Source organism: Klebsiella sp. V115_8 (assembly GCF_029967715.1).
Classification (GTDB): domain Bacteria; phylum Pseudomonadota; class Gammaproteobacteria; order Enterobacterales; family Enterobacteriaceae; genus Klebsiella; species Klebsiella quasipneumoniae.
This window is the reverse complement of the sequence record NZ_JASCAR010000002.1, coordinates 455,666-482,628: the sequence shown is the minus strand read 5'-3', so window position 1 is coordinate 482,628 and position 26,963 is coordinate 455,666. Positions and strand designations below refer to the sequence as shown.

The 26,963-nt window shown below is 57.9% G+C and carries 25 protein-coding genes and 2 pseudogenes; 15 read left to right on the top strand and 12 right to left on the bottom strand.

Annotation, left to right across the window (positions count from 1 at the left end):
* The first annotated feature begins 13 nt into the window (after positions 1–13).
* From nifJ to QLG03_RS04695, 5 genes and pseudogenes are all read left to right on the top strand, one after another.
* On the top strand, positions 14–3,541 hold the full coding sequence (gene nifJ / locus QLG03_RS04715; protein ID WP_255987402.1) for a pyruvate:ferredoxin (flavodoxin) oxidoreductase: 3,528 nt from the start codon (positions 14–16) through the stop codon (positions 3,539–3,541).
* A gap of 358 nt (positions 3,542–3,899) precedes the next feature.
* Complete coding sequence (gene ompK37, locus QLG03_RS04710) at positions 3,900–5,024, top strand: porin OmpK37 (RefSeq protein WP_023289428.1); 1,125 nt, start codon at positions 3,900–3,902, stop codon at positions 5,022–5,024.
* Positions 5,025–5,168: 144 nt separating this feature from the next.
* Positions 5,169–5,381 (top strand): KTSC domain-containing protein, encoded by a 213-nt coding sequence (locus tag QLG03_RS04705; protein WP_023289427.1) that lies wholly within the window; start codon positions 5,169–5,171, stop codon positions 5,379–5,381.
* An 81-nt stretch (positions 5,382–5,462) separates the two neighbouring features.
* The gene (gene uspF / locus QLG03_RS04700; protein ID WP_023289426.1) at positions 5,463–5,897 is read left to right on the top strand and encodes a universal stress protein UspF; all 435 of its coding nucleotides are present in this window, start codon (positions 5,463–5,465) and stop codon (positions 5,895–5,897) included.
* Between the two features lie 329 nt (positions 5,898–6,226).
* Positions 6,227–6,391: pseudogene (locus QLG03_RS04695) on the top strand (SOS response-associated peptidase); the annotation flags it as partial.
* A gap of 291 nt (positions 6,392–6,682) precedes the next feature.
* On the opposite strand, the gene QLG03_RS04690 reads toward QLG03_RS04695, so the two are convergent.
* Together QLG03_RS04690 and QLG03_RS04685 are read right to left on the bottom strand one after the other, a co-directional pair.
* Positions 6,683–6,940, bottom strand: coding sequence for a bacteriocin immunity protein (locus tag QLG03_RS04690; RefSeq protein WP_255987986.1), 258 nt, complete (start codon positions 6,938–6,940; stop codon positions 6,683–6,685).
* A gap of 497 nt (positions 6,941–7,437) precedes the next feature.
* Complete coding sequence (locus QLG03_RS04685) at positions 7,438–7,758, bottom strand: TonB family protein (protein ID WP_071996700.1); 321 nt, start codon at positions 7,756–7,758, stop codon at positions 7,438–7,440.
* A 446-nt stretch (positions 7,759–8,204) separates the two neighbouring features.
* Between QLG03_RS04685 and QLG03_RS04680 the strand changes: the two are divergent.
* A pseudogene (locus QLG03_RS04680) lies at positions 8,205–8,639 on the top strand (tyrosine-type recombinase/integrase); the annotation flags it as partial.
* 48 nt (positions 8,640–8,687) lie between these two features.
* A complete protein-coding gene (gene ttcA, locus QLG03_RS04675) occupies positions 8,688–9,623 on the top strand; it encodes a tRNA 2-thiocytidine(32) synthetase TtcA (RefSeq protein WP_023289425.1) in 936 nt (311 codons plus the stop codon).
* A 45-nt stretch (positions 9,624–9,668) separates the two neighbouring features.
* Here the strand turns inward: ttcA and dbpA are convergent, their stop codons facing one another.
* The 3 genes from dbpA to zntB all read right to left on the bottom strand — a co-directional run bounded on the left by dbpA (position 9,669) and on the right by zntB (position 12,552).
* Positions 9,669–11,042: an ATP-dependent RNA helicase DbpA gene (gene dbpA, locus QLG03_RS04670; protein ID WP_044522571.1), complete on the bottom strand. Its 1,374-nt coding sequence runs from the start codon at positions 11,040–11,042 to the stop codon at positions 9,669–9,671.
* Between the two features lie 14 nt (positions 11,043–11,056).
* Positions 11,057–11,251 (bottom strand): hypothetical protein, encoded by a 195-nt coding sequence (locus QLG03_RS04665; RefSeq protein ID WP_274578588.1) that lies wholly within the window; start codon positions 11,249–11,251, stop codon positions 11,057–11,059.
* A 317-nt stretch (positions 11,252–11,568) separates the two neighbouring features.
* Complete coding sequence (zntB, locus tag QLG03_RS04660; RefSeq protein ID WP_032436262.1) at positions 11,569–12,552, bottom strand: zinc transporter ZntB; 984 nt, start codon at positions 12,550–12,552, stop codon at positions 11,569–11,571.
* A 278-nt stretch (positions 12,553–12,830) separates the two neighbouring features.
* Here zntB and QLG03_RS04655 point away from each other — a divergent pair, with 278 nt between their 5' ends.
* The 3 genes from QLG03_RS04655 (at position 12,831) to QLG03_RS04645 (ending at position 15,086) form a co-directional block, all read left to right on the top strand.
* A complete protein-coding gene (locus QLG03_RS04655; protein WP_032452613.1) occupies positions 12,831–13,574 on the top strand; it encodes a DeoR/GlpR family DNA-binding transcription regulator in 744 nt (247 codons plus the stop codon).
* On the top strand, positions 13,537–14,655 hold the full coding sequence (locus QLG03_RS04650; RefSeq protein ID WP_048297380.1) for an oxidoreductase: 1,119 nt from the start codon (positions 13,537–13,539) through the stop codon (positions 14,653–14,655). Before QLG03_RS04655 ends, QLG03_RS04650 begins: the two co-directional genes overlap by 38 nt.
* Positions 14,656–14,891: 236 nt before the next feature.
* Complete coding sequence (locus tag QLG03_RS04645) at positions 14,892–15,086, top strand: hypothetical protein (RefSeq protein ID WP_004203980.1); 195 nt, start codon at positions 14,892–14,894, stop codon at positions 15,084–15,086.
* Between the two features lie 274 nt (positions 15,087–15,360).
* On the opposite strand, the gene QLG03_RS04640 is transcribed toward QLG03_RS04645, so the two are convergent.
* Complete coding sequence (locus QLG03_RS04640; RefSeq protein WP_043522066.1) at positions 15,361–16,740, bottom strand: amino acid permease; 1,380 nt, start codon at positions 16,738–16,740, stop codon at positions 15,361–15,363.
* Positions 16,741–17,074: 334 nt separating this feature from the next.
* On the opposite strand from QLG03_RS04640, the gene QLG03_RS04635 reads away from it, so the two are divergent.
* The 3 genes from QLG03_RS04635 to QLG03_RS04625 all read left to right on the top strand — a co-directional run bounded on the left by QLG03_RS04635 (position 17,075) and on the right by QLG03_RS04625 (position 19,658).
* The gene (locus QLG03_RS04635) at positions 17,075–17,554 is read left to right on the top strand and encodes an Lrp/AsnC family transcriptional regulator (RefSeq protein ID WP_023289419.1); all 480 of its coding nucleotides are present in this window, start codon (positions 17,075–17,077) and stop codon (positions 17,552–17,554) included.
* Between the two features lie 251 nt (positions 17,555–17,805).
* Positions 17,806–18,420: a YitT family protein gene (locus QLG03_RS04630; protein ID WP_004176405.1), complete on the top strand. Its 615-nt coding sequence runs from the start codon at positions 17,806–17,808 to the stop codon at positions 18,418–18,420.
* Positions 18,421–18,458: 38 nt separating this feature from the next.
* Positions 18,459–19,658 (top strand): amino acid aminotransferase, encoded by a 1,200-nt coding sequence (locus QLG03_RS04625; RefSeq protein ID WP_032452610.1) that lies wholly within the window; start codon positions 18,459–18,461, stop codon positions 19,656–19,658.
* Between the two features lie 44 nt (positions 19,659–19,702).
* Here QLG03_RS04625 and QLG03_RS04620 read toward each other — a convergent pair whose 3' ends face one another.
* Genes QLG03_RS04620 through QLG03_RS04610 form a run of 3 tightly spaced genes read right to left on the bottom strand, consistent with a single transcriptional unit; the run spans position 19,703 to position 22,189 of the window.
* Positions 19,703–20,371 carry a methionine ABC transporter permease gene (locus tag QLG03_RS04620; protein WP_044522560.1) on the bottom strand — a complete coding sequence of 223 codons (669 nt, stop codon included), beginning with the start codon at positions 20,369–20,371 and terminating at the stop codon, positions 19,703–19,705.
* Positions 20,364–21,377: an ATP-binding cassette domain-containing protein gene (locus QLG03_RS04615; protein WP_152842519.1), complete on the bottom strand. Its 1,014-nt coding sequence runs from the start codon at positions 21,375–21,377 to the stop codon at positions 20,364–20,366. Before QLG03_RS04615 ends, QLG03_RS04620 begins: the two co-directional genes overlap by 8 nt.
* 8 nt (positions 21,378–21,385) lie before the next feature.
* Positions 21,386–22,189 (bottom strand): MetQ/NlpA family ABC transporter substrate-binding protein, encoded by an 804-nt coding sequence (locus QLG03_RS04610; RefSeq protein WP_032452608.1) that lies wholly within the window; start codon positions 22,187–22,189, stop codon positions 21,386–21,388.
* A gap of 220 nt (positions 22,190–22,409) precedes the next feature.
* On the opposite strand from QLG03_RS04610, the gene QLG03_RS04605 reads away from it, so the two are divergent.
* The gene (locus tag QLG03_RS04605; RefSeq protein ID WP_255987394.1) at positions 22,410–23,585 is read left to right on the top strand and encodes an aminotransferase class I/II-fold pyridoxal phosphate-dependent enzyme; all 1,176 of its coding nucleotides are present in this window, start codon (positions 22,410–22,412) and stop codon (positions 23,583–23,585) included.
* A 19-nt stretch (positions 23,586–23,604) separates the two neighbouring features.
* On the opposite strand, the gene QLG03_RS04600 is transcribed toward QLG03_RS04605, so the two are convergent.
* From QLG03_RS04600 to QLG03_RS04590, 3 genes are all read right to left on the bottom strand, one after another.
* Complete coding sequence (locus QLG03_RS04600) at positions 23,605–23,964, bottom strand: hypothetical protein (RefSeq protein WP_023318077.1); 360 nt, start codon at positions 23,962–23,964, stop codon at positions 23,605–23,607.
* Between the two features lie 206 nt (positions 23,965–24,170).
* Positions 24,171–25,082 (bottom strand): NmrA/HSCARG family protein, encoded by a 912-nt coding sequence (locus tag QLG03_RS04595; RefSeq protein WP_255987392.1) that lies wholly within the window; start codon positions 25,080–25,082, stop codon positions 24,171–24,173.
* Positions 25,082–25,945 (bottom strand): MBL fold metallo-hydrolase, encoded by an 864-nt coding sequence (locus tag QLG03_RS04590; protein ID WP_072413104.1) that lies wholly within the window; start codon positions 25,943–25,945, stop codon positions 25,082–25,084. The genes QLG03_RS04595 and QLG03_RS04590 overlap by 1 nt, the downstream gene beginning before the upstream one ends.
* An 87-nt stretch (positions 25,946–26,032) precedes the next feature.
* On the opposite strand from QLG03_RS04590, the gene QLG03_RS04585 reads away from it, so the two are divergent.
* Complete coding sequence (locus QLG03_RS04585) at positions 26,033–26,956, top strand: LysR family transcriptional regulator (RefSeq protein ID WP_255987390.1); 924 nt, start codon at positions 26,033–26,035, stop codon at positions 26,954–26,956.
* Positions 26,957–26,963: the final 7 nt, after the last annotated feature.

Below are 26,963 nucleotides of genomic sequence, written 5' to 3'. Positions count from 1 at the left end.
AGGGTGTCTTCCTATGATTACTATTGATGGTAATGGCGCGGTCGCTTCCGTCGCGTTTCGCACCAGTGAAGTTATCGCCATCTACCCGATCACGCCCAGTTCAACGATGGCGGAACAGGCCGACGCCTGGGCCGGCAATGGGCTGAAAAACGTCTGGGGCGATGTGCCCCGCGTGGTCGAAATGCAGTCGGAGGCAGGCGCCATTGGCGCCGTACATGGCGCGCTGCAGACCGGCGCCCTCTCCACCTCCTTTACCTCATCGCAGGGCCTGCTGCTGATGATCCCCACGCTGTACAAACTGGCCGGCCAGCTGATGCCGTTTGTCCTGCACGTCGCCGCCCGCACCGTCGCCACCCACGCACTGTCGATCTTCGGCGACCATTCCGATGTGATGGCGGTCCGCCAGACCGGGTGCGCCATGCTGTGCGCCAGCAGCGTTCAGGAAGCGCAGGATTTCGCGCTGATCTCGCATATCGCCACTCTGCAAAGCCGGGTGCCGTTTATTCATTTCTTTGATGGTTTCCGCACCTCGCACGAAATCAACAAAATCGCTCCGCTGGCGGATGACACGATTCGCGCCCTGCTGCCGCAGGAAAAAATCGCTGAGCATCGCCAGCGCGCGCTCAATCCGGAACACCCGGTGATCCGCGGGACCTCGGCCAACCCTGACACCTACTTCCAGTCGCGGGAGGCCACCAACCCGTGGTACGACGCGGTTTATGATCATGTCGAGAAAGCGATGGATGACTTCGCCGCCGCCACCGGCCGCCAGTACAAACCGTTTGAGTTTTACGGCCATCCGCAGGCGGAGCGCGTCATCGTCATTATGGGCTCGGCCATCGGCACCTGCGAAGAGGTGGTCGATGAGCTGCTGAGCCGCGGCGAGAAAGTCGGCGTACTGAAGGTCCGCCTCTATCGTCCGTTCTCCGCCGCCCACCTGCTGGCAGCGCTGCCGGAGAGCGCCCGGGCGGTGGCGGTGCTGGATCGCACCAAAGAACCTGGCGCGCACGCGGAGCCGCTGTATCTCGACGTGATGACCGCCCTGGCGGAAGCCTTTAACCGCGGCGAGCGCGAGACGCTGCCGCGGACCATCGGCGGCCGCTACGGTCTCTCTTCCAAGGAGTTCGGTCCGGAATGCGTGCTGGCGATATTCCATGAGCTGCAGGCCGCCCAGCCGAAGCCGCGCTTTACCGTCGGCATTTACGACGACGTGACCAACCTGTCGCTACCGCTGGGCGAAAATACCCTGCCGGCAGAGGCCAAGCTCGAAGCGCTGTTCTACGGCCTCGGCAGCGACGGCAGCGTGTCGGCCACCAAAAACAATATCAAAATCATCGGCAACTCCACCCCGTGGTTCTCCCAGGGGTACTTTGTCTATGACTCGAAGAAAGCGGGCGGCCTGACCGTCTCCCATCTGCGGGTCAGCGAAAAGCCGATTCGTTCTTCATATCTGATTTCGCAGGCCGATTTCGTTGGCTGCCACCAGCTGCAGTTTATCGATAAATACCAGATGGCCGAGCGGCTGAAGCCCGGCGGCATTTTCCTGCTCAACACGCCGTACAGCGCCGATGAAGTCTGGTCCCGCCTGCCGCAGGAAGTGCAGGCTACCCTGAATCAGAAAAAAGCGCGTTTTTACGTGGTCAACGCGGCGAAGATCGCCCGCGAATGTAGCCTCGGGGCGCGCATTAATACCGTGATGCAGATGGCCTTCTTCCATCTGACTCACATCCTGCCTGGCGACAGCGCGCTGGCGGAACTGCAGGCGGCCATCGCCAAAAGCTACAGCAGCAAAGGTCAGGAGCTGGTGGAACGTAACTGGCATGCGCTGGCCCTGGCCCGCGAGTCCCTGGCGGAAGTGCCGCTGCAGCCGGTGAATGCCAGCAGTCCGAACCGCCCGCCGGTGGTCTCCGACGCCGCGCCGGATTTCGTCAAAACGGTCACTGCCGCCATGCTGGCCGGCCTCGGCGATGCGCTGCCGGTCTCCGCCCTGCCGCCGGACGGCACCTGGCCCATGGGCACCACCCGCTGGGAGAAACGCAACATCGCCGAAGAGATCCCGATCTGGAAGGAAGCGCTCTGCACCCAGTGTAACCACTGCGTTGCCGCCTGCCCGCACTCGGCAATCCGCGCCAAAGTGGTCGCGCCGGAGGACATGGAGAACGCCCCTGCCAGTCTGCACTCGCTGGACGTTAAATCCCGCGATATGCGCGGGCAGAAATACGTTCTGCAGGTCGCCCCGGAAGACTGCACCGGCTGCAACCTGTGCGTGGAAGTGTGCCCGGCAAAAGATCGCCAGAACCCGGAGATCAAGGCCATCAATATGATGTCGCGCCTGGAGCATGTGGAAGAGGAGAAAGTGAATTACGATTACTTCCTCAACCTGCCGGAAATCGACCGCAGCAAACTGGAGCGTATTGATATCCGCACTTCGCAGCTGATCAGCCCGCTGTTTGAATACTCCGGCGCCTGCTCGGGCTGTGGCGAAACGCCGTATATCAAACTGCTGACCCAGCTGTATGGCGACCGGATGCTGATTGCCAATGCCACCGGCTGCTCATCCATTTACGGCGGCAACCTGCCCTCGACCCCGTACACGACCGACGCCAACGGCCGCGGCCCGGCGTGGGCCAACTCGCTGTTTGAGGATAACGCTGAATTCGGGCTCGGCTTCCGCTTAACCGTCGACCAGCATCGCCAGCGCGTGATGCGCCTGCTGAGCGAATTCGCCGACCAGCTGCCGACAGAGCTGAACGCGGCGCTGCATGCCGAGGCGACGCCGGAAGCGCGCCGCGAACAGGTGGCAGCCCTGCGTCAGGCGCTGGCCGGCGTGCAAGGCGCTGAAGAGCTGCTGACCGATGCCGACGCGCTGGTGGAGAAATCCGTCTGGCTGATCGGCGGCGACGGCTGGGCCTACGATATCGGCTTCGGCGGTCTGGACCATGTGCTGAGCCTGACGGAAAATGTCAACATTCTGGTGCTGGATACCCAGTGTTACTCCAACACCGGCGGCCAGGCGTCAAAAGCCACCCCGCTGGGGGCGGTCACTAAGTTTGGCGAGCACGGTAAACGCAAGGCGCGTAAAGATCTTGGCGTCAGCATGATGATGTACGGTCATGTCTATGTGGCGCAGATTTCGCTGGGCGCGCAGCTGAACCAGACGGTGAAAGCGATTCAGGAAGCGGAAGCCTATCCGGGGCCGTCGCTGATCATCGCCTACAGTCCTTGCGAAGAGCATGGCTACGATCTGGCGCTCAGCCACGATCAGATGCGTCAGCTGACCGCTACCGGCTTCTGGCCGCTCTACCGCTTCGACCCGCGTCGGGCGGAAGAAGGCAAGATCCCGCTGGCGCTGGACTCCCGCCCACCGTCAGACGCCCTGGCTGAGACGCTGCTCAATGAGCAACGCTTCCGTCGCCTGAATGCGCAGCAGCCGGAAGTGGCGGAGCAACTGTGGAAAGACGCTGCCGCCGACCTGCAGAAGCGCTACGACTTCCTCGCCCAGTTGGCGGGCAAAGCGGAGAAATCACCGAGCGAGAGCTAAGGTTATTTTTCCTCCCGGAGCCATAAAAAAAGCCCGAACATAAAGTTCGGGCTTGTCGTTTTACCGATAAACAAAATCATTCCGCAGAATGAGACGGCAAATAAAAATGCTTGGCATGACAATAAAGGCATATAACGCCCGAATAATACGCGATCAAACTAAATATGTATAATTTTTATTTTGTATATTATTTGTAGATATATTCACCATAATTATCACCATTACTTCAGACGTATTTTATTTAGATTTTACTTATATCGTAACAATTGAGTCTTACCATATCTCAGACCGCTCCTTTAGCATGAGTTCACTTCCTTCCCGGAAGCTAGAACATAAAAACAGTTAAAGGAATTTCTTCATGAAAAGAAAAGTACTGGCCCTCGTTATTCCGGCTTTATTAGCCGCTGGCGCTGCGCACGCGGCGGAAATTTATAATAAAGACGGAAATAAATTAGATGTCTATGGCAAGGTAGACGGTCTGCACTATTTCTCCAGCGACTCGAAAAAAGACGGCGACCAAACTTACGTTCGCTTTGGCTTTAAAGGCGAAACCCAGATCAACGATATGCTCACCGGTTACGGCCAGTGGGAATACAACGTTCAGGCCAACAATACCGAAAGCGCCGGCGATCAGGCGTGGACCCGTCTGGCCTTCGCCGGTATCAAAGTGGGCGATTACGGTTCTTTCGACTACGGTCGTAACTACGGCGTGCTGTACGACGTCGAAGGCTGGACCGATATGCTGCCGGAGTTTGGCGGCGACTCTTACACCTATGCGGATAACTTTATGGCAGGCCGCGCCAACGGCGTCGCGACCTACCGCAACAGCGATTTCTTCGGTCTGGTGGATGGTCTGAACTTCGCCCTGCAGTATCAGGGTAAAAACGAAGGCCAGAACGCCCAGGATATCAACGTCGGCACCAACAACCGCAGCAGCGACAGCGATGTTCGCTTTGACAACGGCGACGGTTTCGGTCTCTCCACCTCCTATAACTTCGGCATGGGCATCAGCGCGGCTGCGGCCTATACCTCTTCTGACCGTACCAACGACCAGATGACCCGGACCAACGCCCGCGGCGATAAAGCCGAAGCCTGGACTGCCGGTCTGAAGTACGACGCCAACGATATCTACCTGGCGACCATGTACTCTGAAACCCGCAACATGACCCCGTACGGCAATGACGGCGTGGCCAACAAGACGCAAAACTTCGAAGTCACCGCTCAGTATCAGTTCGACTTCGGTCTGCGTCCGGCTATCTCCTACCTGCAGTCCAAAGGCAAAGATCTCTATAATACCGGCAGCTACGCCGATAAAGATCTGGTCAAATATATGGACGTCGGCGCCACCTATTACTTCAACCGTAATATGTCCACCTACGTTGATTACAAAATCAACCTGCTGGATGACAACGACAGCTTCTACAAAGACAACGGTATTTCTACCGACAACATCGTCGCGCTGGGCCTGGTTTACCAGTTCTGATGCGCCAGCCCGCCGGTTCCGGCGGGCTTTCTCTCTCTTTGCATCGCAGCAGCTAAAACAAAACAATATATCCCACAGCTTAAAATAGCCGTCCGTTTAGTGATATAGTCGTGCTCAGTCAGTGCCTGCCCGAGGACGTCCATCATGCATCATCACCCGGTAAAATCTTCCCGAATTATCTCTGTCGCCTATGATGACGCCTCCGCCACGCTGGAAATCTGTTTTTATCACCAGCCGCCGTTGCAATATACCGGGGTTCCACCGCGTATTTTTCGTGACTTTTTACAGGTGGTGTCAAAAGGCCGATTTTATGACGGCGTGATAAAGGGAAAATTCCCCGAACGCAAGCCACGTTAATGTCAAAGTGTGACTGCGGTCATGATACAAAACGTGCCATAATGCCGTACAATATGAGGGGATACTTAAACAGGAGGTTTTATGAGCAGAATGATTCTTGTCCCCATCGATATCTCTGATAAAGAATTTACTGAACGCATTATCAGTCACGTTGAATCGGAAGCGCGGATTGACGACGCTGAGGTCCATTTCCTCTCCGTTATCCCTTCCCTGCCTTATTATGCCTCACTGGGAATGGCCTATACCGCCGAACTGCCTGGTATGGATGAGCTGCGCGAAGGGACGGAAACGCAGCTTAAAGAGCTCGCGAAGCAGTTCTCTATCCCGGAAGATCGGAAACATTTTCACGTTGCCGAAGGATCGCCAAAGGATAAGATCCTGGCCCTCGCCAGGTCGCTACCCGCCGACCTGGTGATCATCGCTTCGCACCGGCCGGATATTACCACCTATCTGCTGGGCTCCAACGCCGCCGCGGTGGTCCGCCACGCCGAGTGCTCGGTGCTGGTCGTTCGCTAACGCCTCAGCCCGCCGCCCGGCGGGCTTTTTATTTTTACTTCTGCCCCTGCCCGCAGCGGAAAGTGCCGGAAAGATGCTGACATTCCGCCCCTGAATCCGTACCATACACGCCACGGTTGTCTGTCAGACCTCATTAATTGCTACGCGCCAGCGCCACGTTGTCCAGCGGCTGGCAGAACGCGTGCTCTTCTGATGCCACACTATGAATTGAGCCACTATTACATGCTGCAAAATCAAGAAATCAGCAAAAATGTACAACATCAATAAGTTGTGCTCCCCAACCAACTGAATTTATTTTATATTTACATACAGCCAGCCCCCCACACCTCCGGCCGCTGGTCCTGGCACCTGAATCCACCCGGGAATGGATGAGGCAGGCTATTCGAGGAAAAGAGGTGAATGAGATAATTGCAGATGGTGCGGTACCTGCTGATCATTTCACATGGCACTCCGTTTTCCGAGCGGTGGACAACGTTAGGAATCAGGGGGCGTAATTGATTGAGGCTATTAAAATCCAATAACCTGATAATACCCGCACTATGCTGAAAGCAGACCTTGGTGTTCTGATTGCCTTTTGCATCGGGAATGCCCTCAAAGCGCATAAGTTAAGGAAGTTGCTCAGACTCCGACGGCATCTTTAGGGCTGGTTGATAAAAAATCAAAATTGTGAACTACTTTCACCGATAATAAATTCAACGTAATAAAAAACCGCCGGCGCGAGTTTCAATCAGAAGTCATCTATTATCACGTTAAGATAGGTAAGATAACGCAACTGTACCGATCAGCTACTCTTTGAAACCAGGCTTGCCATTCCTGGCCCGCCATTCTTTCACTTCCTTAACAACCCTTTCCGGACTATCCTCTCGGCCCTTTGCAGGATAGAAAATTACATCAGAACCATCAGGGTGTTCAGTGATACGTTCAAACTCTAAAACATTTTTCACATCTTCATCTTCGGTTGTATTATCCGGATTAAATATCTTTTTCACAAATGCTAAAAACTCAGATTCGGTGTAATCAGAAATGCTTTTTTTATTGTCCATCATTTACCACCATTGCTTAGTGAACTTCGACATGGCTTTTTGTGCATCATAACTCGCCAGTTCTCAATACCATACACATCACCGGTATTTTAATAGCTTTTGCGTGTTCTAATTCATGTTTAAGCCTTCCCCCGACATGCTCATTTTACGAATGAACGACCATGTTTCTAACTTGATACCCCCTAAGCTAGCTTGTCAAACCGCTCAGTTAGCTCAGTGGTATCAGAAACCGCCTTCCTGAAAGCTCTCCGAATGAATGAAAGTTGGAAAACTCACAGCCACGAAATTTTTCAGCAATCACACCGGGAACAGGAGAGCCTAACTCGTCTCCAGTTTTTTTTCAGCCAACCATGACTAACCTGCTCCCCTTAACCAGTGATTTTGCCAGGTAAATCTCTAGAGCTTGCCAACATAACATCACTTGGCTCGACTCCCATTGCAAGAGCATCAGGCTGCTAGATCTCTCAGTACACAAAATCCAGGTAGGCTAGCAGTATTTACGGTTGAGATGGACGAAATCTTATTGTTCCACGCGCAATGCCTGGCTTTCCGGGCTCATACTTGCATTTTCTCATTGCTGATCTTGTTTCTCTAAAAAAGATCTCAGCACCAGTTGTCTCAACAGAAGTTACTTCCCCTTTTTCATTTACTGAGGCAGCGTAATTTACAGTGCCACTAATCCGATTAGCCATGGCAGAAACTGGATAATAAGGATTAGGGCAACTTATCCGCACAGGCACAACTTCTTCTTTATTTTCTGCAGCAAGTGCCAAGTTTGATATAAGAACAGCGCAAACCAGAAGTAATGTTTTTTTCATAACCGATACCAATTGTTGTTTTCCTTATGTCTATAGATCCCTAATACGCCTTTTTCATGCAACGCCGGAGGATGCGGCTCCACTTCTACATCCCCGCTGGTATGGAGGGGATTATATATCACAGCCGGGTTAGCTGCGCGCTTTACGTTCTGCGGGGGATTGAGGCATCGCCATTCTTCCGCAGGGCTACTCCTTCCCTATAACGCTTCCATTCACCTATATTCCATTAAAAAATGAGGAGTTTCGACTTATCATTTAGGGTCAAGTAAAGTAAACACCTCTCTTACAGCCAGATTTCCAATCTTATGTGAGCCCCAAAACCCGGCACTGATTGCCGGGTATTTTATTGCTTCCCAGGTGCTTTTACGGTTTCTCACGCCCGGCACATCTCCGGCGAGTTACCTCTCACCAGCGCCTCAGCAAAAGGCCTCGGTATGGCATTAGCAGCAGGAAACCGGACGATACAATTGCTCGGCCCTGCCCTGGACGCGCTCAAAGCGCAGCATGAACTGACAGCTGGACATCCGGTCGCCACTATCACGTTTCACCACAGGGAATACGGCTCAAGCGAGGAACAGAATTTGCGACTTGTTTTCATGCCGCGGAGACGGAAAGGCGAGCAAAAACCCTGCTACTCGCACAGCAGTATAGGCAGCAGATGGGAAGCTGCAGTAAAACGCGCTGGCATTCGCCGCAGGAATCCGTACCATACGCGGCATACTTTTGCCTGCTGGCTCCTGACGGCTGGCGCAAACCCGTCTTTTATAGCCAATCAGATGGGGCATGAAAACGCGCAAATGGTGTACGACGTTTATAGTACATGGATAGAAGAAATGAATGGCGACCAGGTTTCTATGTTGAATTCCCGGCTTGGGCTTTAACACGTTTTGCCCCCTATATGCCCCTTTAAGATTTTGAGAATGTTAATAATGCAAGAAAATCAAGAACTTACAAAGAAAGAGAAATACAACATCGATAAGCTGCAGAAACGTCTGCGCCGCAACGTCGGTGAAGCGATCGCCGACTTCAATATGATTGAAGAAGGCGACCGCATTATGGTTTGTCTGTCAGGCGGCAAGGACAGCTATACCATGCTGGAGATCCTGCGTAACCTGCAGAAAAGCGCGCCCATCTCCTTCTCGCTGGTGGCGGTGAACCTCGACCAGAAACAGCCCGGGTTCCCGGAGCATATTCTGCCGGCGTATCTTGAGCAGCTGGGTGTTGAATACAAGATTGTCGAAGAGAATACCTACGGCATCGTCAAAGAGAAGATCCCGGAAGGGAAAACCACCTGCTCGCTCTGCTCTCGCCTGCGTCGCGGCATTCTCTACCGTACCGCCAGCGAACTCGGCGCCACCAAGATTGCCCTCGGCCATCATCGCGACGACATCCTGCAGACGCTGTTCCTGAATATGTTCTACGGCGGCAAAATGAAAGGAATGCCGCCGAAGCTGATGAGCGATGACGGCAAACACATCGTCATCCGCCCGCTGGCCTACTGCCGCGAGAAGGACATCGAGCGTTTCTCCCAGGCCAAGGGCTTCCCGATCATTCCGTGCAACCTGTGCGGGTCGCAGCCTAACCTGCAGCGCCAGGTGATCGCCGATATGCTTCGCGACTGGGATAAGCGTTATCCGGGACGCATTGAAACCATGTTTAGCGCGATGCAGAACGTGGTGCCTTCGCACCTGAGCGACGTTAATCTTTTTGATTTTAAAGGCATCACCCACGGTTCAGAGGTGGTGGACGGCGGCGATCTGGCGTTTGACCGTGAAGAGATTCCCCTGCAGCCTGCCGGCTGGCAGCCGGAGGAAGAGGACGCCCGGTTAGATGAGCTGCGTCTGAACGTAGTGGAAGTGAAGTAACCCGAAAGCGTCTCAGGCCGCCGCCTGAGACGCGCTATTCTGCCCTTACTTCAGCAGTCGTACGCGGCAGGCTTTGCCTTTGATCTTACCGTTTTGTAACTGCTTATACGCTTTCTGCGCCATATTCTGGCGGATCGCCACATAGACGTGGGCCGGGTGGACGGTAATTTTGCCGATATCGGCGCCATCAAACCCCATATCTCCGGTCAACGCTCCCAGCACATCTCCCGGGCGCATTTTCGCCTTTTTTCCGCCGTCGATGCACAGCGTCGCCATCTCCGCCGTCAGCGGCGTGATAGCGTTGCCCGTCGGCGCCGGCAGCCAGTTAAGGGATAATTGCAGCATGTCGGCCAGAATGGTGGCGCGCTGCGCCTCTTCCGGCGCGCAGAAGCTGATAGCCAGACCTTGTTCGCCGGCGCGGGCGGTACGGCCGATGCGGTGAACATGCACCTCCGGATCCCAGGCCAGCTCGAAGTTCACCACCAGCGCGAGAGATTTGATGTCCAGGCCGCGGGCGGCGACGTCGGTCGCCACCAGAACCCGGACGCTGCCGTTCGCGAAGCGCACCAGCGTTTGATCGCGGTCGCGCTGCTCGAGGTCACCGTGCAGCGATAATGCGCTCTGCCCGGCGGCGTTGAGCGCATCGCAGACCGCCTGGCAATCGCGCTTGGTATTGCAGAACACCACGCAGGACGCCGGCTGATGCTGGCTGAGCAGACGCTGGAGCAGCGCAATCTTGCCGTGGCGGGAAACTTCAAAGAACTGCTGTTCGATAGCCGGTAACGCATCGACGCTGTCAATCTCAATCGTTTCCGGATGACGCTGCACCCGACCGCTGATCGCCGCGATCGCCGCAGGCCAGGTGGCGGAAAACAGCAGCGTCTGCCGGTCAGCCGGCGCGAAGCGGATCACCTCGTCGATGGCGTCGCTGAAGCCCATATCGAGCATGCGGTCCGCTTCATCCATCACCAGGGTCTGCAGCGCGTCGAGAGAAACCGTCCCCTTCTGCAGATGATCGAGCAGACGGCCCGGGGTGGCGACGATAATATGCGGGGCGTGCTGCAGTGAATCGCGCTGAGCGCCAAACGGCTGCCCGCCGCAGAGCATCAAAATCTTGATGTTCGGCAGGCAGCGCGCCAGACGGCGCAGCTCGCCGGCAACCTGATCGGCCAGTTCGCGGGTCGGACACAGCACCAGCGACTGGGTCTCAAAGCGCGACGGATCGATATGCTGCAGCAGGCCCAGCCCGAAGGCGGCCGTTTTTCCGCTGCCGGTTTTTGCCTGCACGCGCACATCTTTCCCCGCGAGGATCGCCGGCAGGGCGGCGGCCTGAACCGGCGTCATCGACAGATAACCCAGCTCGTTAAGGTTGGCTAATTGGGCGGCAGGTAAAACAGTCAGGGTAGAAAAAGCGGTCACAATGTATTCTCGTATTAAAGGACAGACGATCTGCAGGCGCGTATCCTCGCAGATCTCCGCTCCTGATGCGACAATTTAATCGGCTCTTCATCAGGCGGCGGATCGGGCTGCGGCTGCGGGCGCGGTCGCGGATCGGGTAAAGGAACCGGATCGTTCGGCTCGGGCGAGATGGGGATGGACTGGGCTGTCAGCCCTGAAGCGTAATGCATAGTGGCCTCCCGGAAAGTGATACGGGCGTACCCGCAGGCGTAAACGGCCTGAAGACCGTCGGGTGTCTTAGTAAGCGTAGAAGCTGGTCAGGAGAGCGCAAAAAAAAAGCCGACTCAACAAAGTCGGCGTCGTACGAATCAATTGTGCTATGCAGTAATTCAAAAAAGGAAGTAAGACAATATGGAGCGCAACGCCCATCGCTTGACGTTGCATTCACCTGCGAGAGAGATATTGCCCTGAATGGGTAGAGGGTTTATTGATTTCGCTCAAACATTGCCGGGTTTTCCCGGCATCGTCGCCGCCAAAAGGCGATTCTTTACAACCATTTACTGCGATGTAACCACCACGCAACACCACCGATGACAACGACTAACATCAGGCAAAAGAGGCTAAAGCCCAGATGCCAGCTGTTACCTGGGATCCCCCCGAGGTTGACGCCGAACAGGCCGGTTAAAAAGGTGCTGGGCAGAAACACCATCGCCATCAACGACATCGTATAGGTCCGCCGCGCCAGCGACTCCTGCATAATCTGGGCGATCTCATCGCTCATGATCGCCGTCCGGGCAATGCAGCTGTCGATCTCGTCCAGCCCACGCCCCAGCCGCTCGGCGATATCCTGCATCCGCCGCCGCTGATCGTCGCTCATCCACGGCAGGCGTTCGCTGGCCAGCCGGGCGTAAACATCGCGCTGCGGCGCCATATACCGGCGCATCACAATCAGCTGCTTACGCAGTAGCGCGAGAAAACCGCGCGGCGGCACCTGCTGATCGAGCAGGTCGTCTTCGAGGTCGATAATTCGGTCGTGCAGTTGTTCAATAAACTCACTGGCATGATCGGTCAGCGCGTCGCAGACTTCCACCAGCCAGCTGCCGCCATCCGTCGGCCCATTGCCCTCCTTCAGGTCGCCCAGCACATCGTCCAGCGCCAGCACTTTGCGCTGACGAGTGGAGACGATCAGCCGCTCATCCATATACAGACGCATCGCCACCAGCTGGTCTGGCCGTTCATCGGTGCTGCCGTTGATGCAGCGCAGGGTAATCAACGCCCCGTCGCCGATCCGCGTCACCCGCGGTCGGGTGCTCTCGCCCGCCAGGGCATCGCGCACGTTATTGGGCAGCAACGGGGTGGCCGCCAGCCAGTCGGCGCTGTCGCTATGGGTATAGTTGAGATGCAGCCAGCAGGGCTTCTCTTTGTCGATAATATCGTCATCGGCGAGCGGCTTCACGCCCCCCTGCCCGTCGAGCACCCACGCGAAGATCGCGTCCGGTATCTGCAACTCCGAGCCTTTAATCGCGTCCACTCAACCTCCGTTAATCCATGCCTGTCGCATTGCGCGCGCTCTGTATAAGGTACGCGAAAGCGCGCTTTTTCGCTGTTTATTGCCCGGTGAAAGAGGCTAATCGCTTCATTAAAAAGCGCTTTCCCCCGGGCCGCGCCCGCTTTCCTCATTTAACGTTAAAGTGTAGTGAAATCAAGTTCTTCAGGTTTTGCGCGGTTCAGTGCGACCTTTTGCGGTTTATTTTGCGGTTTTTTGCTGTATTATGCCGTTTATTGCGTCAATTTGCGGAGTCTCTCGTCATGCATAAGCTCGCGCGACAAAAACACATCCTTGACCGGCTGAGTGAAACCGGTCAGCTGAGCATCAGCGAACTGGTTGATGCGCTGCAGGTGTCGGCCGATACCATACGCCGGGATCTCAGTGAGCTGGAAAACCAGGGGGTACTGCAGAAAAGCCACGGCGGCGCCATCGCGCTTAACGTCCCGGCGATGACGCGCCAGGGAAGAAACGCCCTGCTCCCCGGAACGAAACAGCGTCTGGGCCAGCAGGTCGCCGCGCGCATCCCCTCCGGCTCGACGCTGTTTCTCGACGCCGGCAGCACACTGCTGGCCGTCGCTACCCAGCTGAAAGGCCCCATGACCGTGATCACCGCTTCGCTGGATATCGCCCAGCTGTTCAGCGACCGCGCCGATATCCAGCTTATCCTGCTTGGCGGCCAGTGGGACAGTGAACAGCGGCTGTTCGCCGGCAGCGCCACGCTGTCGCTGGTGGCGCGCTACCGCGCCGATATCGCGATTCTCGGCGCCTGCGCGTTGCATGCCGAACTGGGCCTGAGCGCCAGCCAGGAGGCCGATGCGGACGTAAAACGCGCCATGCTCGCCGCCAGCGCGGAACACTGGCTGGTGGCGGACCATACCAAAGTCAACCATTGCGAACCCTGGCTGGTGGCCGGTCTCAGCGACATTCACCATCTTTTCCTCGATCGTCCCTGGCCTGAGCTGGGGGATGATCCTGCCCTCTCTGTACATATTGCTGACGCTTAACAACGTGGAGAACCTGATGAGTAACAACACGATAAATATCGCCCTGATTGGCTATGGCTTCGTCGGTAAGACTTTCCACGCGCCGCTTATCCGTTCGGTGCCGGGCCTGAACCTGGCCTTCGTCGCCTCGCGCGATGAAGAGAAAGTCAAACGCGACCTGCCGGACGTCACGGTGATCGCTTCCCCGGAAGCGGCGGTCCAGCACCCGGATGTCGATCTGGTGGTTATCGCCTCCCCCAACGCCACGCACGCGCCGCTGGCCCGCCTGGCGCTGAACGCCGGCAAGCATGTGGTGGTGGACAAACCCTTTACCCTTGATATGCAGGAGGCCCGGGAGCTGATCGCCCTGGCGCAGGTGAAACAGCGGCTGCTTTCCGTCTTCCATAACCGCCGCTGGGACAGCGACTATCTCGGTATCCGTCAGGTTATTGAGCAGGGCGCCATCGGCACGGTGAAACATTTTGAGTCCCATTTCGACCGTTTCCGCCCGGAAGTCCGCGTCCGCTGGCGCGAGCAGAACGTCCCCGGCAGCGGCTTATGGTTCGATCTGGGGCCGCACCTGATCGATCAGGCGCTGCAGCTGTTTGGTCTGCCGCAGTCGGTACAGGGCAATATCGCCACCCTGCGCGACGGCGCGGAGATCAACGACTGGGCGCATGTGGTCTTAAACTACCCGGCGCATAAAGCGATCCTCCACTGCAGCATGCTGGTCGCGGGGGGCTCCTCGCGCTTCACGGTGCATGGCGATAAAGGCAGCGTTGTCAAAGCCCGGGCCGACCAGCAGGAGAGCCAGCTGCTGGCGGGTGTGGTGCCGGGAAGCGCCGGCTGGGGCGAGGATGAGGATGGGCTGGTTATCTATGACGCCTCGCTGCAGACCCAAACCCAGCCTACCCCGCCGGGCGATCAGCGCCAGTACTATATGCAGATCCGCGACGCGCTGAAGGGCCTGATCGCCAATCCGGTGCCGCCGGTGCAGGCGCTGGCGGTGATGGCCGTCCTGGAAGCGGCGGCGCGCTCTGCAGAAAGCGGCGTGGCGCAGACCCTCGACCTGACCGACGACGAGCGCAACGCGCTGCGCTAAGCCTGTCGTTACTCCGGTTATCTGCGCAGCCTGCAGGTAACCGGATCGCCACCCCGACTGCAGAAATAATCACTGCCTGTCAGCAGATTATCCTTTCTTTATCCTGCCTTTTTGCCTAAAGCACCGCTGGAAATTTCAGCCAATTGGGAGGAGGATAGAGAACAGATCGATCGTGATGAGAACAAGGTTGCTGACGCTGTGGACGCGGTGACCGCAATACCGGACAGGAGAAGCTCATGTACTACACGTTAGGAGATACCACTCTCCATTTTTATCGCTATCAGTGCAAATTCTACGTCGCCCACTGGGAAGGAGGGAACGTGATGGACGAAAAATTTAAACCGTTTATCGAGCAGATCACTGAGAAGACCGGGCTGGACGCGAAGCGCGTCGAGACCGCCGCGCGCGATTATTTTACTAACGTGGATTAACAGGCAGCCTGTTGCGGTATACCCAAGGCCTGGCCGACGCGCCTGCCGTTGATCTCCCCCCTTCCGCCGCCACGGCCCTCGTTCCCGCTGGCGGCTCTCCTTCCCCACCGGCGATAAACAGGATAACGACCAGCCAGAACCCCATGCTGTCTGCCCCGCGCTTTTGTCAATTTCCAGACCGATAACGTGAGATGTCATTTATCGTAATTATCTATTTCCCCGTGATTTTTTAGTCGAAACACTATCGCCCTGCCGCCAGGCAGGGCGTCGGCGACTACCGCTCCTCCAGCGCCGCCACCGGCTCCGGCGCGCTTTTCCTGCGCAGCAGATAGCCTGCGGCAAGGATCAGCAGCCATACCGGGATCAGGCAGACGGAGATGCGGATGTCCGGGGTCAGATACATCACCCCGAGGATCCCGGCGAGAAACAGCAGACACAGCCAGTTTGTCAGGGGATAGGCGAAACTCTGGAAAGCCGTTACCTTCCCGGCCCGCTGCATGGCGCGGCGGAACTTAAGATGAGTGATGCAGATCATCGCCCAGTTGATGACCAGGGCGGCCACCACCAGGGCCATCAGCAGGGCAAAGGCTTTCCCGGGCATCACATAGTTAATCACCACGCAAAGCGCCGTGGCGACGGCGGACACCGCCAGGGCGGTCAACGGGATCCCGCGGTGGTTCACCCGCAGCAGCGCGCGCGGGGCGTTGCCCTGCTGAGCCAGGCCGAACAGCATCCGGCTGTTGCAGTAGACGCAGCTGTTGTAGACCGACAGCGCGGCGGTGAGCACCACCAGATTGAGGGCGTTGGCCACAATATTGCTGTCAATGGCGTGAAAGATCAGCACAAAGGGGCTTCCCCCTTCCACGACGTTCCGCCACGGGTAGAGTGACAGCAAGACCGCCAGCGACCCCACATAAAAAAGCAGAATACGGTAGATCACCTGGTTGGTGGCTTTGGGAATGGTTTTATGCGGTTCGTCGGCTTCCGCCGCGGTGATCCCCACCAGCTCAAGCCCGCCGAAGGAGAACATGATCACCGCCATGGCCATCACTAAGCCCGTGATACCGTTAGGGAAAAATCCCCCGTCCTGCCACAGGTTGGCCACCGTCGCCGCCGGCCCGCCGTGACCGCTAAATAACAGATAGCAGCCAAAGGCGATCATGCTGATGATGGCGGCCACTTTAACAATCGAGAACCAGAACTCCAGCTCGCCATACACTTTGACGTGCGTGAGGTTGATGGCGTTGATCGCCACGAAGAAGATTGCCGCCGACAGCCAGGTGGGTACCTCCGGCCACCAGTACTGAATATAGATCCCCACCGCCGTCAGCTCCGCCATGCTTACCAGCACGTACAACACCCAGTAATTCCAGCCGGACATAAACCCGGCGAAGGGCCCCCAGTAGCGGTTGGCGAAATGGCTGAACGACCCCGCCACCGGCTCCTCTACCACCATTTCGCCAAGCTGACGCATGATAAAGAAGGCGATAACCCCGGCGATGGCGTACCCCAGCAGGACCGAGGGGCCTGCCATACGGATCGTTTGCGCGATACCTAAAAACAGTCCGGTGCCGACCGCCCCCCCGAGGGCGATCAACTGGATATGGCGGTTTTTTAACCCGCGCTTTAACTGATGCTCTTGCTGCGTTGTCATCTCTGACCTGCCCCTGTCTGTAAAAAGTCACTTTCGCCGGTAGCAACTTTCAGGCCAGCGGATCGTCGCGGAGCGTCAGGTCAAAAATAATTCATTGAATTATATTGAAATATTATTTTCCAGTTCGTTCTGAAAGCTGGTCATCGCGGCGCTGACCTGGCGCATAACGCGCGAAAATTGGCCAGATGACGCACAGATCATGAGAAAACCAGTGGCTTAATGCATGAAGCTGACCCGTTTTGGTGCATCCGGTTTGCCGCCGTCGGGTCAGGCTTCACGCCAGGCAAAAAACTGTTAGGCTGGTAGCCACTTTTACGTTCCGCTAGTGGCCACTATGTACAACATCGACGACTATGATCTGAAAATTCTTACCCTGCTGCAGGCCAATGGCCGTTTGACCAATCAGGAGCTTAGCGAGCTTATCGGCCTGTCCGCTTCCCAATGTTCGCGCCGCCGTATCGCCCTTGAACAGGCGCAGCTTATCCTCGGCTACCATGCGCGTCTGGCGCCGGATGCCGCCGGGCAGGAGATGCTTGGCCTGATTGAGGTGCGCCTGCTGAATCACACCCCGCAATGCGTGGAGAGCTTTCATCAGATGCTCAGTGAGGTGGACGCCATTCTGGACGCCTGGAAAACCACCGGCGACGCCGATTATCTGCTGCGGGTAACGGTCCCGGACCTGCCCGGACTGAGCCATTTGATCAGCCATATTCTGGCGCAAAACAAAGGGGTGGCTCATCTGAAAACCGCCGTCGTGCTCAACCGCCTGAAGGAGAACGGCCAGCTGATGCCGGGCACGCCCTCGCTGCGCTGAACCGGAGCACAGTGCCCTGCGCTGGTGCAGATGCGGGGCCAGTCAATGCATGATAAGCAGTAAATTCGCACAATTTACGCATTTCATAACCATTATTCGCACGACCCGTGCGATTTTCTCTTTCCGACAGAACAACAGGTTAGGCTAAACCACGGCTATTTTTTCCGCAACCAATCGCCCGGGCACGCTCCTCTGGTGCGATTTTTGCAAACAAGAGCTTATCCTTGTTAACGAAAAGATAGTGCTTATTTATGGATAACGTCCTTTCCCCTGAAAAACTGACCCACACCTGGCTGGAGGATGCCCTGGCGCTGCTGTTCGGCACGCTGATGATCTCCTTTGGCATTATCCTGTTCCGCCAGGCCGGCGCCCTGACCGGCGGGACGGCAGGCATGGCCTTTCTGATCCACTACGCCACCCACCTGCCGTTCGGCGTGGTTTTCTTCGCCATTAACCTGCCCTTCTACTGGCTCTCCGTCCGGCGGATGGGCGCCGCCTTCACGCTGAAAACCTTCTGCGCGGTCGGACTGGTGTCGCTGTTCTCCGACCTGCACGGCTACTTTATCCATGTCGATCGCCTGAACCCCTATTACGCCACCCTCTTCGGCAACATCATGGTCGGTATCGGCTTTGTGGTGCTGTTCCGCCATAAAGCGAGCCTCGGCGGCGTCAATATTCTGGCCCTCTATCTGCAGGATAAAAGCGGCATCCGCGCCGGTAAATTCCAGATGGTGGTGGACGCCTGCATCGTCACCGCCTCGCTGTGGGTGGTTAGCCTGCCGATGCTGCTGGTCTCTGTCCTCGGCGCCGTGATTTTGAATTCGATTATCGCCATGAACCACCGCCCAGGACGCTACGCGGTGTAATGGCTTCACCTTGAACGGTCATTTCAGGAGTAACCACTGTGTTCCAGAACGTTGACGCCTACGCGGGCGATCCTATCCTGTCGCTGATGGAAGCCTTTCAACAGGATCCCCGGGCAGACAAAGTTAACCTTAGCATCGGGCTGTACTATAACGAGCAGGCCATCATTCCTCAGCTGGAGGCGGTCCGTCAGGCCGCTGACCGGCTGCAGAGCCAGTTGCACAAGGCCAGCCTCTATCTGCCGATGGAGGGACTGGCTCCCTATCGCCGCGCGGTCCAGACGCTGCTGTTTGGCGAACACCATCCGGCGTTGCGTGCCGGACGCATCGCCACCATCCAGACGCTGGGCGGCTCCGGCGCGCTGAAGGTGGGTGCTGATTTCCTCAAGCGCTACTTCCCCGACTCCGCGGTCTGGGTCAGCGATCCAACCTGGGAGAACCATGTGGCCATCTTTGCCGGGGCGGGTTTCGAGGTGCATACCTATCCCTGGTTCGACAGCGCCACCCGTGGGGTCAATTTCCCCGCGATGCTTGCCGCCCTCCAGCAGCTCCCGCCGCGCAGCATCGTGCTGCTCCATCCTTGCTGCCATAATCCGACGGGGGCCGATCTCGCCCCCGAGCAGTGGGATCGGGTGATTGAGGTGTTGATCGCCCGGGAGCTGATCCCGTTCCTCGATATTGCCTACCAGGGTTTTGGCCGCGGGCTGGATGAAGATGCCTATGCCATACGCGCCATCGCCAGCGCCGGGCTGACGGCGCTGGTCAGCAACTCGTTCTCGAAGATTTTTTCACTGTACGGCGAGCGTGTCGGCGGCCTGTCGGTGGTCTGTGACAACGCCGATGCCGCCGGGCGCGTGCTGGGCCAGTTGAAAGCCACCGTGCGCCGCAACTACTCCAGCCCGCCGGGGTTTGGCGCCCAGGTGGTGTCGCAGGTGCTCAACGATCCCGAGCTGAATGCCCTGTGGCAGGGGGAAGTGGAGGCCATGCGCACCCGCATCAGCGCCATGCGCGTCGCGCTGGTGAAGGCTCTGCAGGCAGCCCTGCCGGCGGTGGATTTTTCCTATCTGCTGACCCAGCGCGGCATGTTCAGTTACACCGGCTTTAGCGCCGATCAGGTAGACGTTCTGCGTGAAGAGCATGGCATCTATCTGATTGCCAGCGGTCGCGTCTGCGTGGCCGGGCTCAACCACGGCAATATTGCGCGGGTAGCCAGCGCCTTCGCCGCGGTCTGCGCACGCTGATCCGCTTTCCCGCTGGCCGGGGCAACCCCGGCGCGGTATAGCAGTTATTCGCGACGCAGTCGGCGAGCCAGGCGGGTGCCCAGCGTCTGAATAAGCTGGACAATAACAATCAGCACCAGGGCGGTGGTGAGGGTGGCAAAGGCGTCGAAACGCTGATAGCCGTAGGTGATCGCCAGGTCGCCGATCCCGCCACCGCCCACCGTTCCCGCCATGGCGGTCGCGCCAAGCAGACCGATGGTCGCGGTGGTTAGGGCCAGAATCAACGACGCCGCCGCCTCCGGCAGCATGAAATGCCAGACGGTCTGCAGAGGGGTAGCGCCCATGGCGTCTGCGGCCTCAAGGATCCCCTCATCCACCTCCAGCAGCGAGCTCTCCACCAGCCGGGCAATATAGGGGGCGACAAAAACGATCAGCGGCACGATGGCCCCCGCGGTGCCGATAGTCGTGCCCACCAGCAGCCTGGTGAAGGGCAGGATCACAATCAGCAAAATGATAAACGGCAGCGAGCGCAGCACGTTAATCAGCGGATTCAGCGCCTGATGCACCACCGGGTTGGCCACGATGCCGCCAGGACGGCAAACCACCAGCACAATTCCCAGCGGGACGCCGAGCAGCGCGCCAAAGCCCAGTGAGATGGCGACCATAATCAGGGTATCATGCAGCGCCAGCAGAAACTGCTCGCCGGTAATGGCGGTATCAATAAGATCAAACATGGATGATTTTCACTCCTGCGTCGGCCAGATAGGTGATGGCGCGTTCGGTTTCGTCAGGCTCGCCGAGGAGTTGCACAATCATAAATCCCAGTATCCGGCCCTGAACTTCGGACATGCTGGCAAACAGGATATTCACCTCGACAGCATACAAGCGGATCAGGCGGTTAATGATCGGCTGCCGGGCCGTCGCGCCGATAAATTCGAGGCGTAAAGCCCGGGCGCCGTTGTCGCGTTGCAGGAGCGACGCCACCCGCTGCGGCAGACGATCGTGCACCACCGACTGCACGAAACTGGCGGTGACCGGATGCTGCGGCTGGGCAAAGAGATCGAAAACCGTCCCCTGCTCAACAATGCGCCCGGCCTGCATCACCGCCACCTTGTGACAGATTGTCTGGATCACTGACATTTCATGCGTAATCAGCACAATGGTGATGCCATAGCGGCGATTAATCTCCTGCAGCAGCAATAAGATCTGTACCGTGGTATGGGGGTCGAGCGCCGAGGTGGCTTCATCGCACAGCAGCACCGACGGGTTAGTGGCCAGCGCCCGGGCGATACCGACCCGCTGCTTTTGCCCTCCCGACAGCTCATTCGGGTAACTGTGCATTTTGTCGCTCAGGTCGACAAACGCCAGCAGCTCCGCAACCCGCGCCTGGATAAAGGCCTTGTCGCGTCCCTGCAAAATAAGCGGGATAGCGATGTTATGAAATACCGTTTTCGAATTCAGCAGATTAAAATTCTGAAAGATCATGCCGATATCTTTTTTGATCGCCTGCAGGCGCTGGCCGCTGCAGTCCTGGAGCGACTCACCGTTCAACACCACCTCGCCCTCACCCGGCGTTTCCAGACGATTAATCAGCCGCAATAAGGTGCTTTTCCCTGCGCCGCTGTAGCCAATAATGCCGAAAATATCGCCCCGGTCGATACTGAGATTAATATCCTGCAGGGCCAGAACCGGATGCCCTTTTCTGTTAAAGGTTTTACTGACATGGCGAAATTCTATCATCGCGTTATTCATTTTAAATAATCAGGCAGCAGGTAACCATCATACTGCGGATGGCTGAGAATATATTTTTTGAAATCGGCAGAGTGATAGCCGTCGATGATATCTTTGGCAAACTGCGCCTTCTGATTTTTACCGGCAACGGTCACAACGTTAATAAAATGGCTGGTAGCGGCCTCCAGCTTTAATGCCGAGGTAAGCGCCATGCCGCTGGAGACGGCGAAATTACCCTGAATCAGGCCATAGTCGACGTCCGGCAGCGCGCGAACCTGCTGGGCATTGTCCATCTCCTTAAGCACGATGTTATAGGGGTTGGCAACGATATTACGCTGCGAAAAGGTGGCGGGATCGCTGTCCGGTTTAATCTTCACCCAGCCGAGGCTTTCCAGCACCAGAACCGCGCGATATTCGTTCGACGGCTGGTTTGGCACCGACACCACCGTGCCGGCTGCCGGGGTGCCCAGGGTCGTCAGCTTGCCGCCGTACAGACCCATCGGCGGCGTGGGTACCTGCACAATGCCGACGTTATCGGTCCCCAGTCGCTCATTGATCGCTTTCAGGTATACCGGATGCTGCATAATATTCGCTTCGATATCGCCGCGAGCTACCGCGTCATTGACCTGAATACCGTCGCTGAAATCTTTATATTCGATTTTATATCCTTTACTCAATAAATAGGGGGCGACCCCTTTTTCAAATTGTTCTTTATACGGTCCGGGGTTAAAGCCGATGCGAATAATTTGATCGGCGGTGGCGTAAAAGGAGGTGGCGGATAACAGGGCGAGCGTCATTCCGAGCGCAACTGACTTGTTCATAAGGTATTTTCCTGGAAGGTTAGCGATATTGAGCGATTAAATCACAGCCGAAAGCGGGTTGTAAGCCAGAACGCCGGATTTCCTTTTGCTTATTCCACATAAACTTTTGCCATCCCGACATATCCTAAAAACAATAATCCTTTGCATATATTGTTATTTAGCCAGGCGCAATAAATCCCTTAAAGATGGCAGATTATTGATAACGTAAACCGGGAAAATTATGCCTGATTTCGCTGCTTCACCGCTGGTGGACGCCCTGGAAGAGAATCTGTTCAGCCTGCTGGAAAAACTGGCCGCGGAGGTCAACACCGACGCGCTGCCGTTGATCGACCTCTCCAGCGGCAGTCCGGATCAGCCCACGCCGCCGGAAGTGATTGACTCGCTGCAGAGCGCCATTCATCGTCGTGAAAACCATGGCTACCCGTCGTTCTGGGGCAAGCCGCAGGTCCGCGCAGCGATCGCCCATTTTTATCGCCGCCAGTATGATGTGGAACTCGATCCGCACAGCGAAGTCGCGGTATTTCAGGGCTCGCATATCGGTATTGGCGGCATCCCGCGGGCGCTGCTCCGTCCCGGACAATACCTCATCTCCACCGATCCCTGCTATCCCATTTACCGCTCAGCGGCGCTGCAGTCCCAGGCGGCGTTTTATGGCCTGCCGCTCAGGGCTGAGAACCACTTCCTGCCGGATTTTAACGACCTCCCCCGGGAGGTGGCTGACCAGGCCGGGCTGGTGGTGCTTAACTATCCGCATAACCCCACCGGCGCCCTCGCCACGCCGGCGCTGTTCGCCAGCGCCCTGCAGTTTGCCCGCCGTCACCAGGTGCCGATCCTGCACGATTTTGCCTATGCGGCCATCGGCAGCGCGGCCAGCGATGCGCCGCTGAGCCTTTTCTCCCAGCCCGACGCGAAAGCGTGGGGAGTGGAGACCTACACCTTCTCCAAGACCTTTAATATGGCCGGCTGGCGCTTCGGCTTCGCGGTCGGCAACGCCTCGATTATCCGGGCGTTTAAAAAACTGCACACCCACAGCTACAGCACGGTGTTTGGCGCCATTCAGGATGCAGCGATCGCCGCGCTCAGCCTGCCGGCAGAACGGATTGCGCAGCTGACGGCGGTGTATCATCAGCGCCGGGAGTGGGTTCTGCGTCGACTGGCCGCACTGCGCTGGCCGGTTCGTGCCGCACAAGGTACTTTCTTCCTCTGGCTGAGCGTGCCGCCCGGGTACCGTTCACAAGAGTTTGCCCGCCTGCTGCTGCAGGAGGCGCATATTCTGGTGGCGCCAGGCACTGGTTTTGGCGATGGGGGTGAAGGGTTTATTCGCATCAGTCTGACGGCTGGGGATGACGCGCTGAGCAAGGCGCTGGACCGTCTCGCCCGGCTGGCGCTGTTTTAGCGCCTGCCTCGCGGAGTCGTTACACCTTCAGGTAGCCCGCCATGCGTTGAATACGCGCGGCGGAATAGTCATAGCAGGCGCTGGCGGGTTTACCCAGTACGCGATATTTGGCGCCATTGTAAAAGGCGGTCTTATTCTCCTCTTCCAGAAAGCGCCGGGAGACGGTGTCGCTAAAAATACGGTCGCCATCCGACTGCGGCTGATAGCGGCTGGATTTGACGCTCTCCCACGCCACGCCGATCGGCTTATGGTCATAGCCGGTCATACAGAACAGTCGGTTGGAGGCCAGCAGATCGGCCTCGATGGTTTTAAATTCCGCCGCCGTAGCGGCGCAGGTCATGCTTAACAGGCAGGCCGAAGCCCATCGGTAAATTGTCATTATTCAGGCGATCCCAGAGAGTTTCCTCCATTCTAAGCGGCTGAAAATTCTGGACGTTCACTTTCACCTATCGTTGCCAGCAAAATCCGCAAAATAATTTACACTCAGACTCCTCGTGCGTTGTCTTAACGACCTTCAGGCCTTCCCTGCGCAGCTCATCCGCCGGGCCAGACAACGAGACGCCGGCGGGAAGGATATAGTCGTCTTTAACGATTAAACGCCCAGCGGGTCCCGCTGGCCAGCGCCCGCTCGAAGGCGGGACGGCCGGGGCCCGCCAGCCAGCCGGCGAAGGTGTGAAGCTGCGGGTGCAGCTGGCGCAGGGCGTCGAGGTCGGCGTGCCCCGCCAGCCGCCCGTCGTCCACCAGCCCGGTCAGCTTGTGCAGAAAAGGGCTGGCGGCCAGCACCTCGTCGGAAAATCGCGAATAGGGGATCGGCCGTCCCGCCGCCGCGGAGAATAACGCCTCCAGCTGACGACCGGTCACGCTGTCGCTGGCGATCTCGAACGTCTTGCCGGCAAACCGCGCCGGCGCGGCAAAAATCGCCGCGACAAGCTGGCCGATATCCTCCACTGCCAGCACCTGCATCCTCCCCTCCGGCAGCATAAAAAAGTGAAAATGACCTTCATCAAGGCCAAAACCGGGCATCACCAGCAGCTCCATAAAGGTGGCGGGCCGCACGATGGTCGCCGCCAGCGGCAGGCGGCGGATATGCCGCTCAATCGCCGCTTTGGTGTCATAATGCGCTACGCCGGTCGGCGTCTCCCCCGCCGCGCTGCCGGAGCTGTACACCAGATGCTTCACCCCGCACTCGACGGCAAGGTTGGCGATGGTTATCCCGTAGCGCACCTCCTGCTCATCGGTTACCGTCCCGCCCGGCGAGCTGGGCTGCACGCTGAAGACGCCGTCGACCCCGGCCATCGCCGCCCGCATTGCCGCCCGGTCTTCAAAGGCGCCCACGACCAGCTCGGCTCCCCGCGCCGCCAGCGCAGCGGCCCCGGCGGAGAAAGGATCCCTGACCAGCGCCCGCACCCGCCAGCCGCGGTGCAGCAGCGCCCGCGCCACCGAGCCGCCCTGCTGGCCGGTGGCGCCAAAAACCAATACGATTTGGGCATTATTCATCACCGTTCCCCCTCGTCAGCAGATCGTTCTCCGGCGTCTCGCCAGCGATACTCCCCTGGCCTGTCCTCCTCCAGCCAACCGCAGGAGGGTCCGGCGAAATGCCCGGTGAACCATTGGGCATGATGGCTTGCGCACCACGCCATCATCTCGCGTCGCGAGCGTTCCGCCTGCCGGGGATCGCCGCAGAACGCCGAGCTCCAGTGCGGATGGGTAAACTGGCGCGGGGAATGAAGAAGATCGCCTGAGAAACAGGCGTAGTCATCGCCAGAGGAGAGGATCAGCGCGGCATGGTCCGGACTGTGGCCGGGGGTAGGGATAAAGGCGATCCGTCCGCCGACCAGCGGCCTGGCCGCCACATCCACGGTCTCCAGCTGGCCAGCCTCGATCACCGGCAGCAGGCTGTCGAGCCACAGCGCCCGGTAGCGTTCGCTGTTCTTCACCCGCGTGAGCTCTTTTGCCGAACACAGGTAGCGCGCGTTGGGAAACAGCGGCGCCCAGCGATCGTCCCGCCAGACGGTATTCCACCCGACATGGTCGGTGTGCAGGTGGGTCAGTAGCACCAGGGTCACCTCCTCCGGGTTCACTCCCGCGGCGCGGAGATTCTCCAGATAGGGCGTGTTAAGTTGATGATAGAGCGGATTGCCGCCGCGCTCCCGACCATTGCCGGTGGCGGTATCGATAACGATCAGATCGTGGGGAGTCTGTACCACCCAGCTGTGGATTGACAGCGCGATTGGCTGATTATCGGCGTCCGCCTCCGTCACAGGGAACGCCGCGGGATAGAGCGCCGCCGGCTGCAGGCTAATCTCGCGCTCCGGCACTTTGAATATCAGGCTGTCGCCTGTCTGGTAAGTTTGCATCACTCCCTCCGCGCGCATTGCGCTGGTTGATTTACCGGGGTGATATTCACTATGCTGCCGGGATAACCCACATTCAAATTGATTATCATAATGAAGAAAATCATTGAAAATGATTTTAGTCGTATCGATCTGAATTTGTTGACGGTCTTGATGGTGCTGTACCGCGAAGCCAGCGTTACCCGCACCGCAGAGGCGCTGCATCTTGGCCAACCGGCCATCAGCGGGGCGCTGAAACGGCTGCGCGAGATGTTTGACGATCCGCTGTTCGTGCGCAGCGCCAGAGGCATGCTGCCGACCCCGCGGGCGCAAGCGCTGATGACCGAACTGCAGCCGCTGATGGAGCATCTGCATTCGGCAATGTTTGGCGCCGGGGAGTTTTCCCCCGCCAGCGCGCAGCAGCTTTTCCGCGTCGGCCTCAGCGACTGGAGCGAACACTGGCTGATGCCCCAGCTGTTACCCGGACTGATGCAGGAGGCGCCCGGGGTGTCGCTTCAGACACTCGCCGCCGACCCCTTCCAGGTACGCCAGCTGCTGGAGGCGGATCGCATTGATGTCGCGGTGTCCCTCAACAAGCAGAGCCGCGGGGAGATCGTCAGCGAACCGGTGATGAGCATGGGGGTGACCACCCTCTGGTCGCCGCAGCAGATCCCCTGCCGCGGGCCGTTGTCGGTGGGCGATTTCGTCGCCTGGGAACATGTGATGGTGGCCTATCGCGAAACCGGCCACGGGGAAATAGATCGCCAGCTCGCCAGTCAGGGACTCTCGCGGCGCGTGCGCTTCGCCACGCAGAATTTCTCCACCTTTCCCCTCCTGCTGACCACCCTGCCGCTCTTCGCCACCGTCCCCCAGGGGCTGGCGCAACGCTGGCAGGCGCAGTATGCGCTGCGCGCGGACGCCCCGCCGGTGGCCTACCCGGAATTTACCCTGTGTATACTGCGCCACAAACGCCGGGCGCAGGATCCGGCGCTGAACTGGCTGATAGCGAGGATAAAACAGGCCATGCGCTGCCAATAAGCGGGCC

Coding starts and splice junctions, on each gene's coding strand:
- nifJ (WP_255987402.1), top strand. CDS start 14: ATGATTACTATTGATGGTAATGGCGCGGTCGCTTCCGTCGCGTTTCGC.
- ompK37 (WP_023289428.1), top strand. CDS start 3,900: ATGAAAAGAAAAGTACTGGCCCTCGTTATTCCGGCTTTATTAGCCGCT.
- QLG03_RS04705 (WP_023289427.1), top strand. CDS start 5,169: ATGCATCATCACCCGGTAAAATCTTCCCGAATTATCTCTGTCGCCTAT.
- uspF (WP_023289426.1), top strand. CDS start 5,463: ATGAGCAGAATGATTCTTGTCCCCATCGATATCTCTGATAAAGAATTT.
- QLG03_RS04690 (WP_255987986.1), bottom strand. CDS start 6,940: ATGGACAATAAAAAAAGCATTTCTGATTACACCGAATCTGAGTTTTTA.
- QLG03_RS04685 (WP_071996700.1), bottom strand. CDS start 7,758: ATGAAAAAAACATTACTTCTGGTTTGCGCTGTTCTTATATCAAACTTG.
- ttcA (WP_023289425.1), top strand. CDS start 8,688: ATGCAAGAAAATCAAGAACTTACAAAGAAAGAGAAATACAACATCGAT.
- QLG03_RS04665 (WP_274578588.1), bottom strand. CDS start 11,251: ATGCATTACGCTTCAGGGCTGACAGCCCAGTCCATCCCCATCTCGCCC.
- QLG03_RS04655 (WP_032452613.1), top strand. CDS start 12,831: ATGCATAAGCTCGCGCGACAAAAACACATCCTTGACCGGCTGAGTGAA.
- QLG03_RS04650 (WP_048297380.1), top strand. CDS start 13,537: ATGATCCTGCCCTCTCTGTACATATTGCTGACGCTTAACAACGTGGAG.
- QLG03_RS04645 (WP_004203980.1), top strand. CDS start 14,892: ATGTACTACACGTTAGGAGATACCACTCTCCATTTTTATCGCTATCAG.
- QLG03_RS04640 (WP_043522066.1), bottom strand. CDS start 16,740: ATGACAACGCAGCAAGAGCATCAGTTAAAGCGCGGGTTAAAAAACCGC.
- QLG03_RS04635 (WP_023289419.1), top strand. CDS start 17,075: ATGTACAACATCGACGACTATGATCTGAAAATTCTTACCCTGCTGCAG.
- QLG03_RS04630 (WP_004176405.1), top strand. CDS start 17,806: ATGGATAACGTCCTTTCCCCTGAAAAACTGACCCACACCTGGCTGGAG.
- QLG03_RS04620 (WP_044522560.1), bottom strand. CDS start 20,371: ATGTTTGATCTTATTGATACCGCCATTACCGGCGAGCAGTTTCTGCTG.
- QLG03_RS04615 (WP_152842519.1), bottom strand. CDS start 21,377: ATGATAGAATTTCGCCATGTCAGTAAAACCTTTAACAGAAAAGGGCAT.
- QLG03_RS04610 (WP_032452608.1), bottom strand. CDS start 22,189: ATGAACAAGTCAGTTGCGCTCGGAATGACGCTCGCCCTGTTATCCGCC.
- QLG03_RS04605 (WP_255987394.1), top strand. CDS start 22,410: ATGCCTGATTTCGCTGCTTCACCGCTGGTGGACGCCCTGGAAGAGAAT.
- QLG03_RS04600 (WP_023318077.1), bottom strand. CDS start 23,964: ATGACAATTTACCGATGGGCTTCGGCCTGCCTGTTAAGCATGACCTGC.
- QLG03_RS04595 (WP_255987392.1), bottom strand. CDS start 25,082: ATGAATAATGCCCAAATCGTATTGGTTTTTGGCGCCACCGGCCAGCAG.
- QLG03_RS04585 (WP_255987390.1), top strand. CDS start 26,033: ATGAAGAAAATCATTGAAAATGATTTTAGTCGTATCGATCTGAATTTG.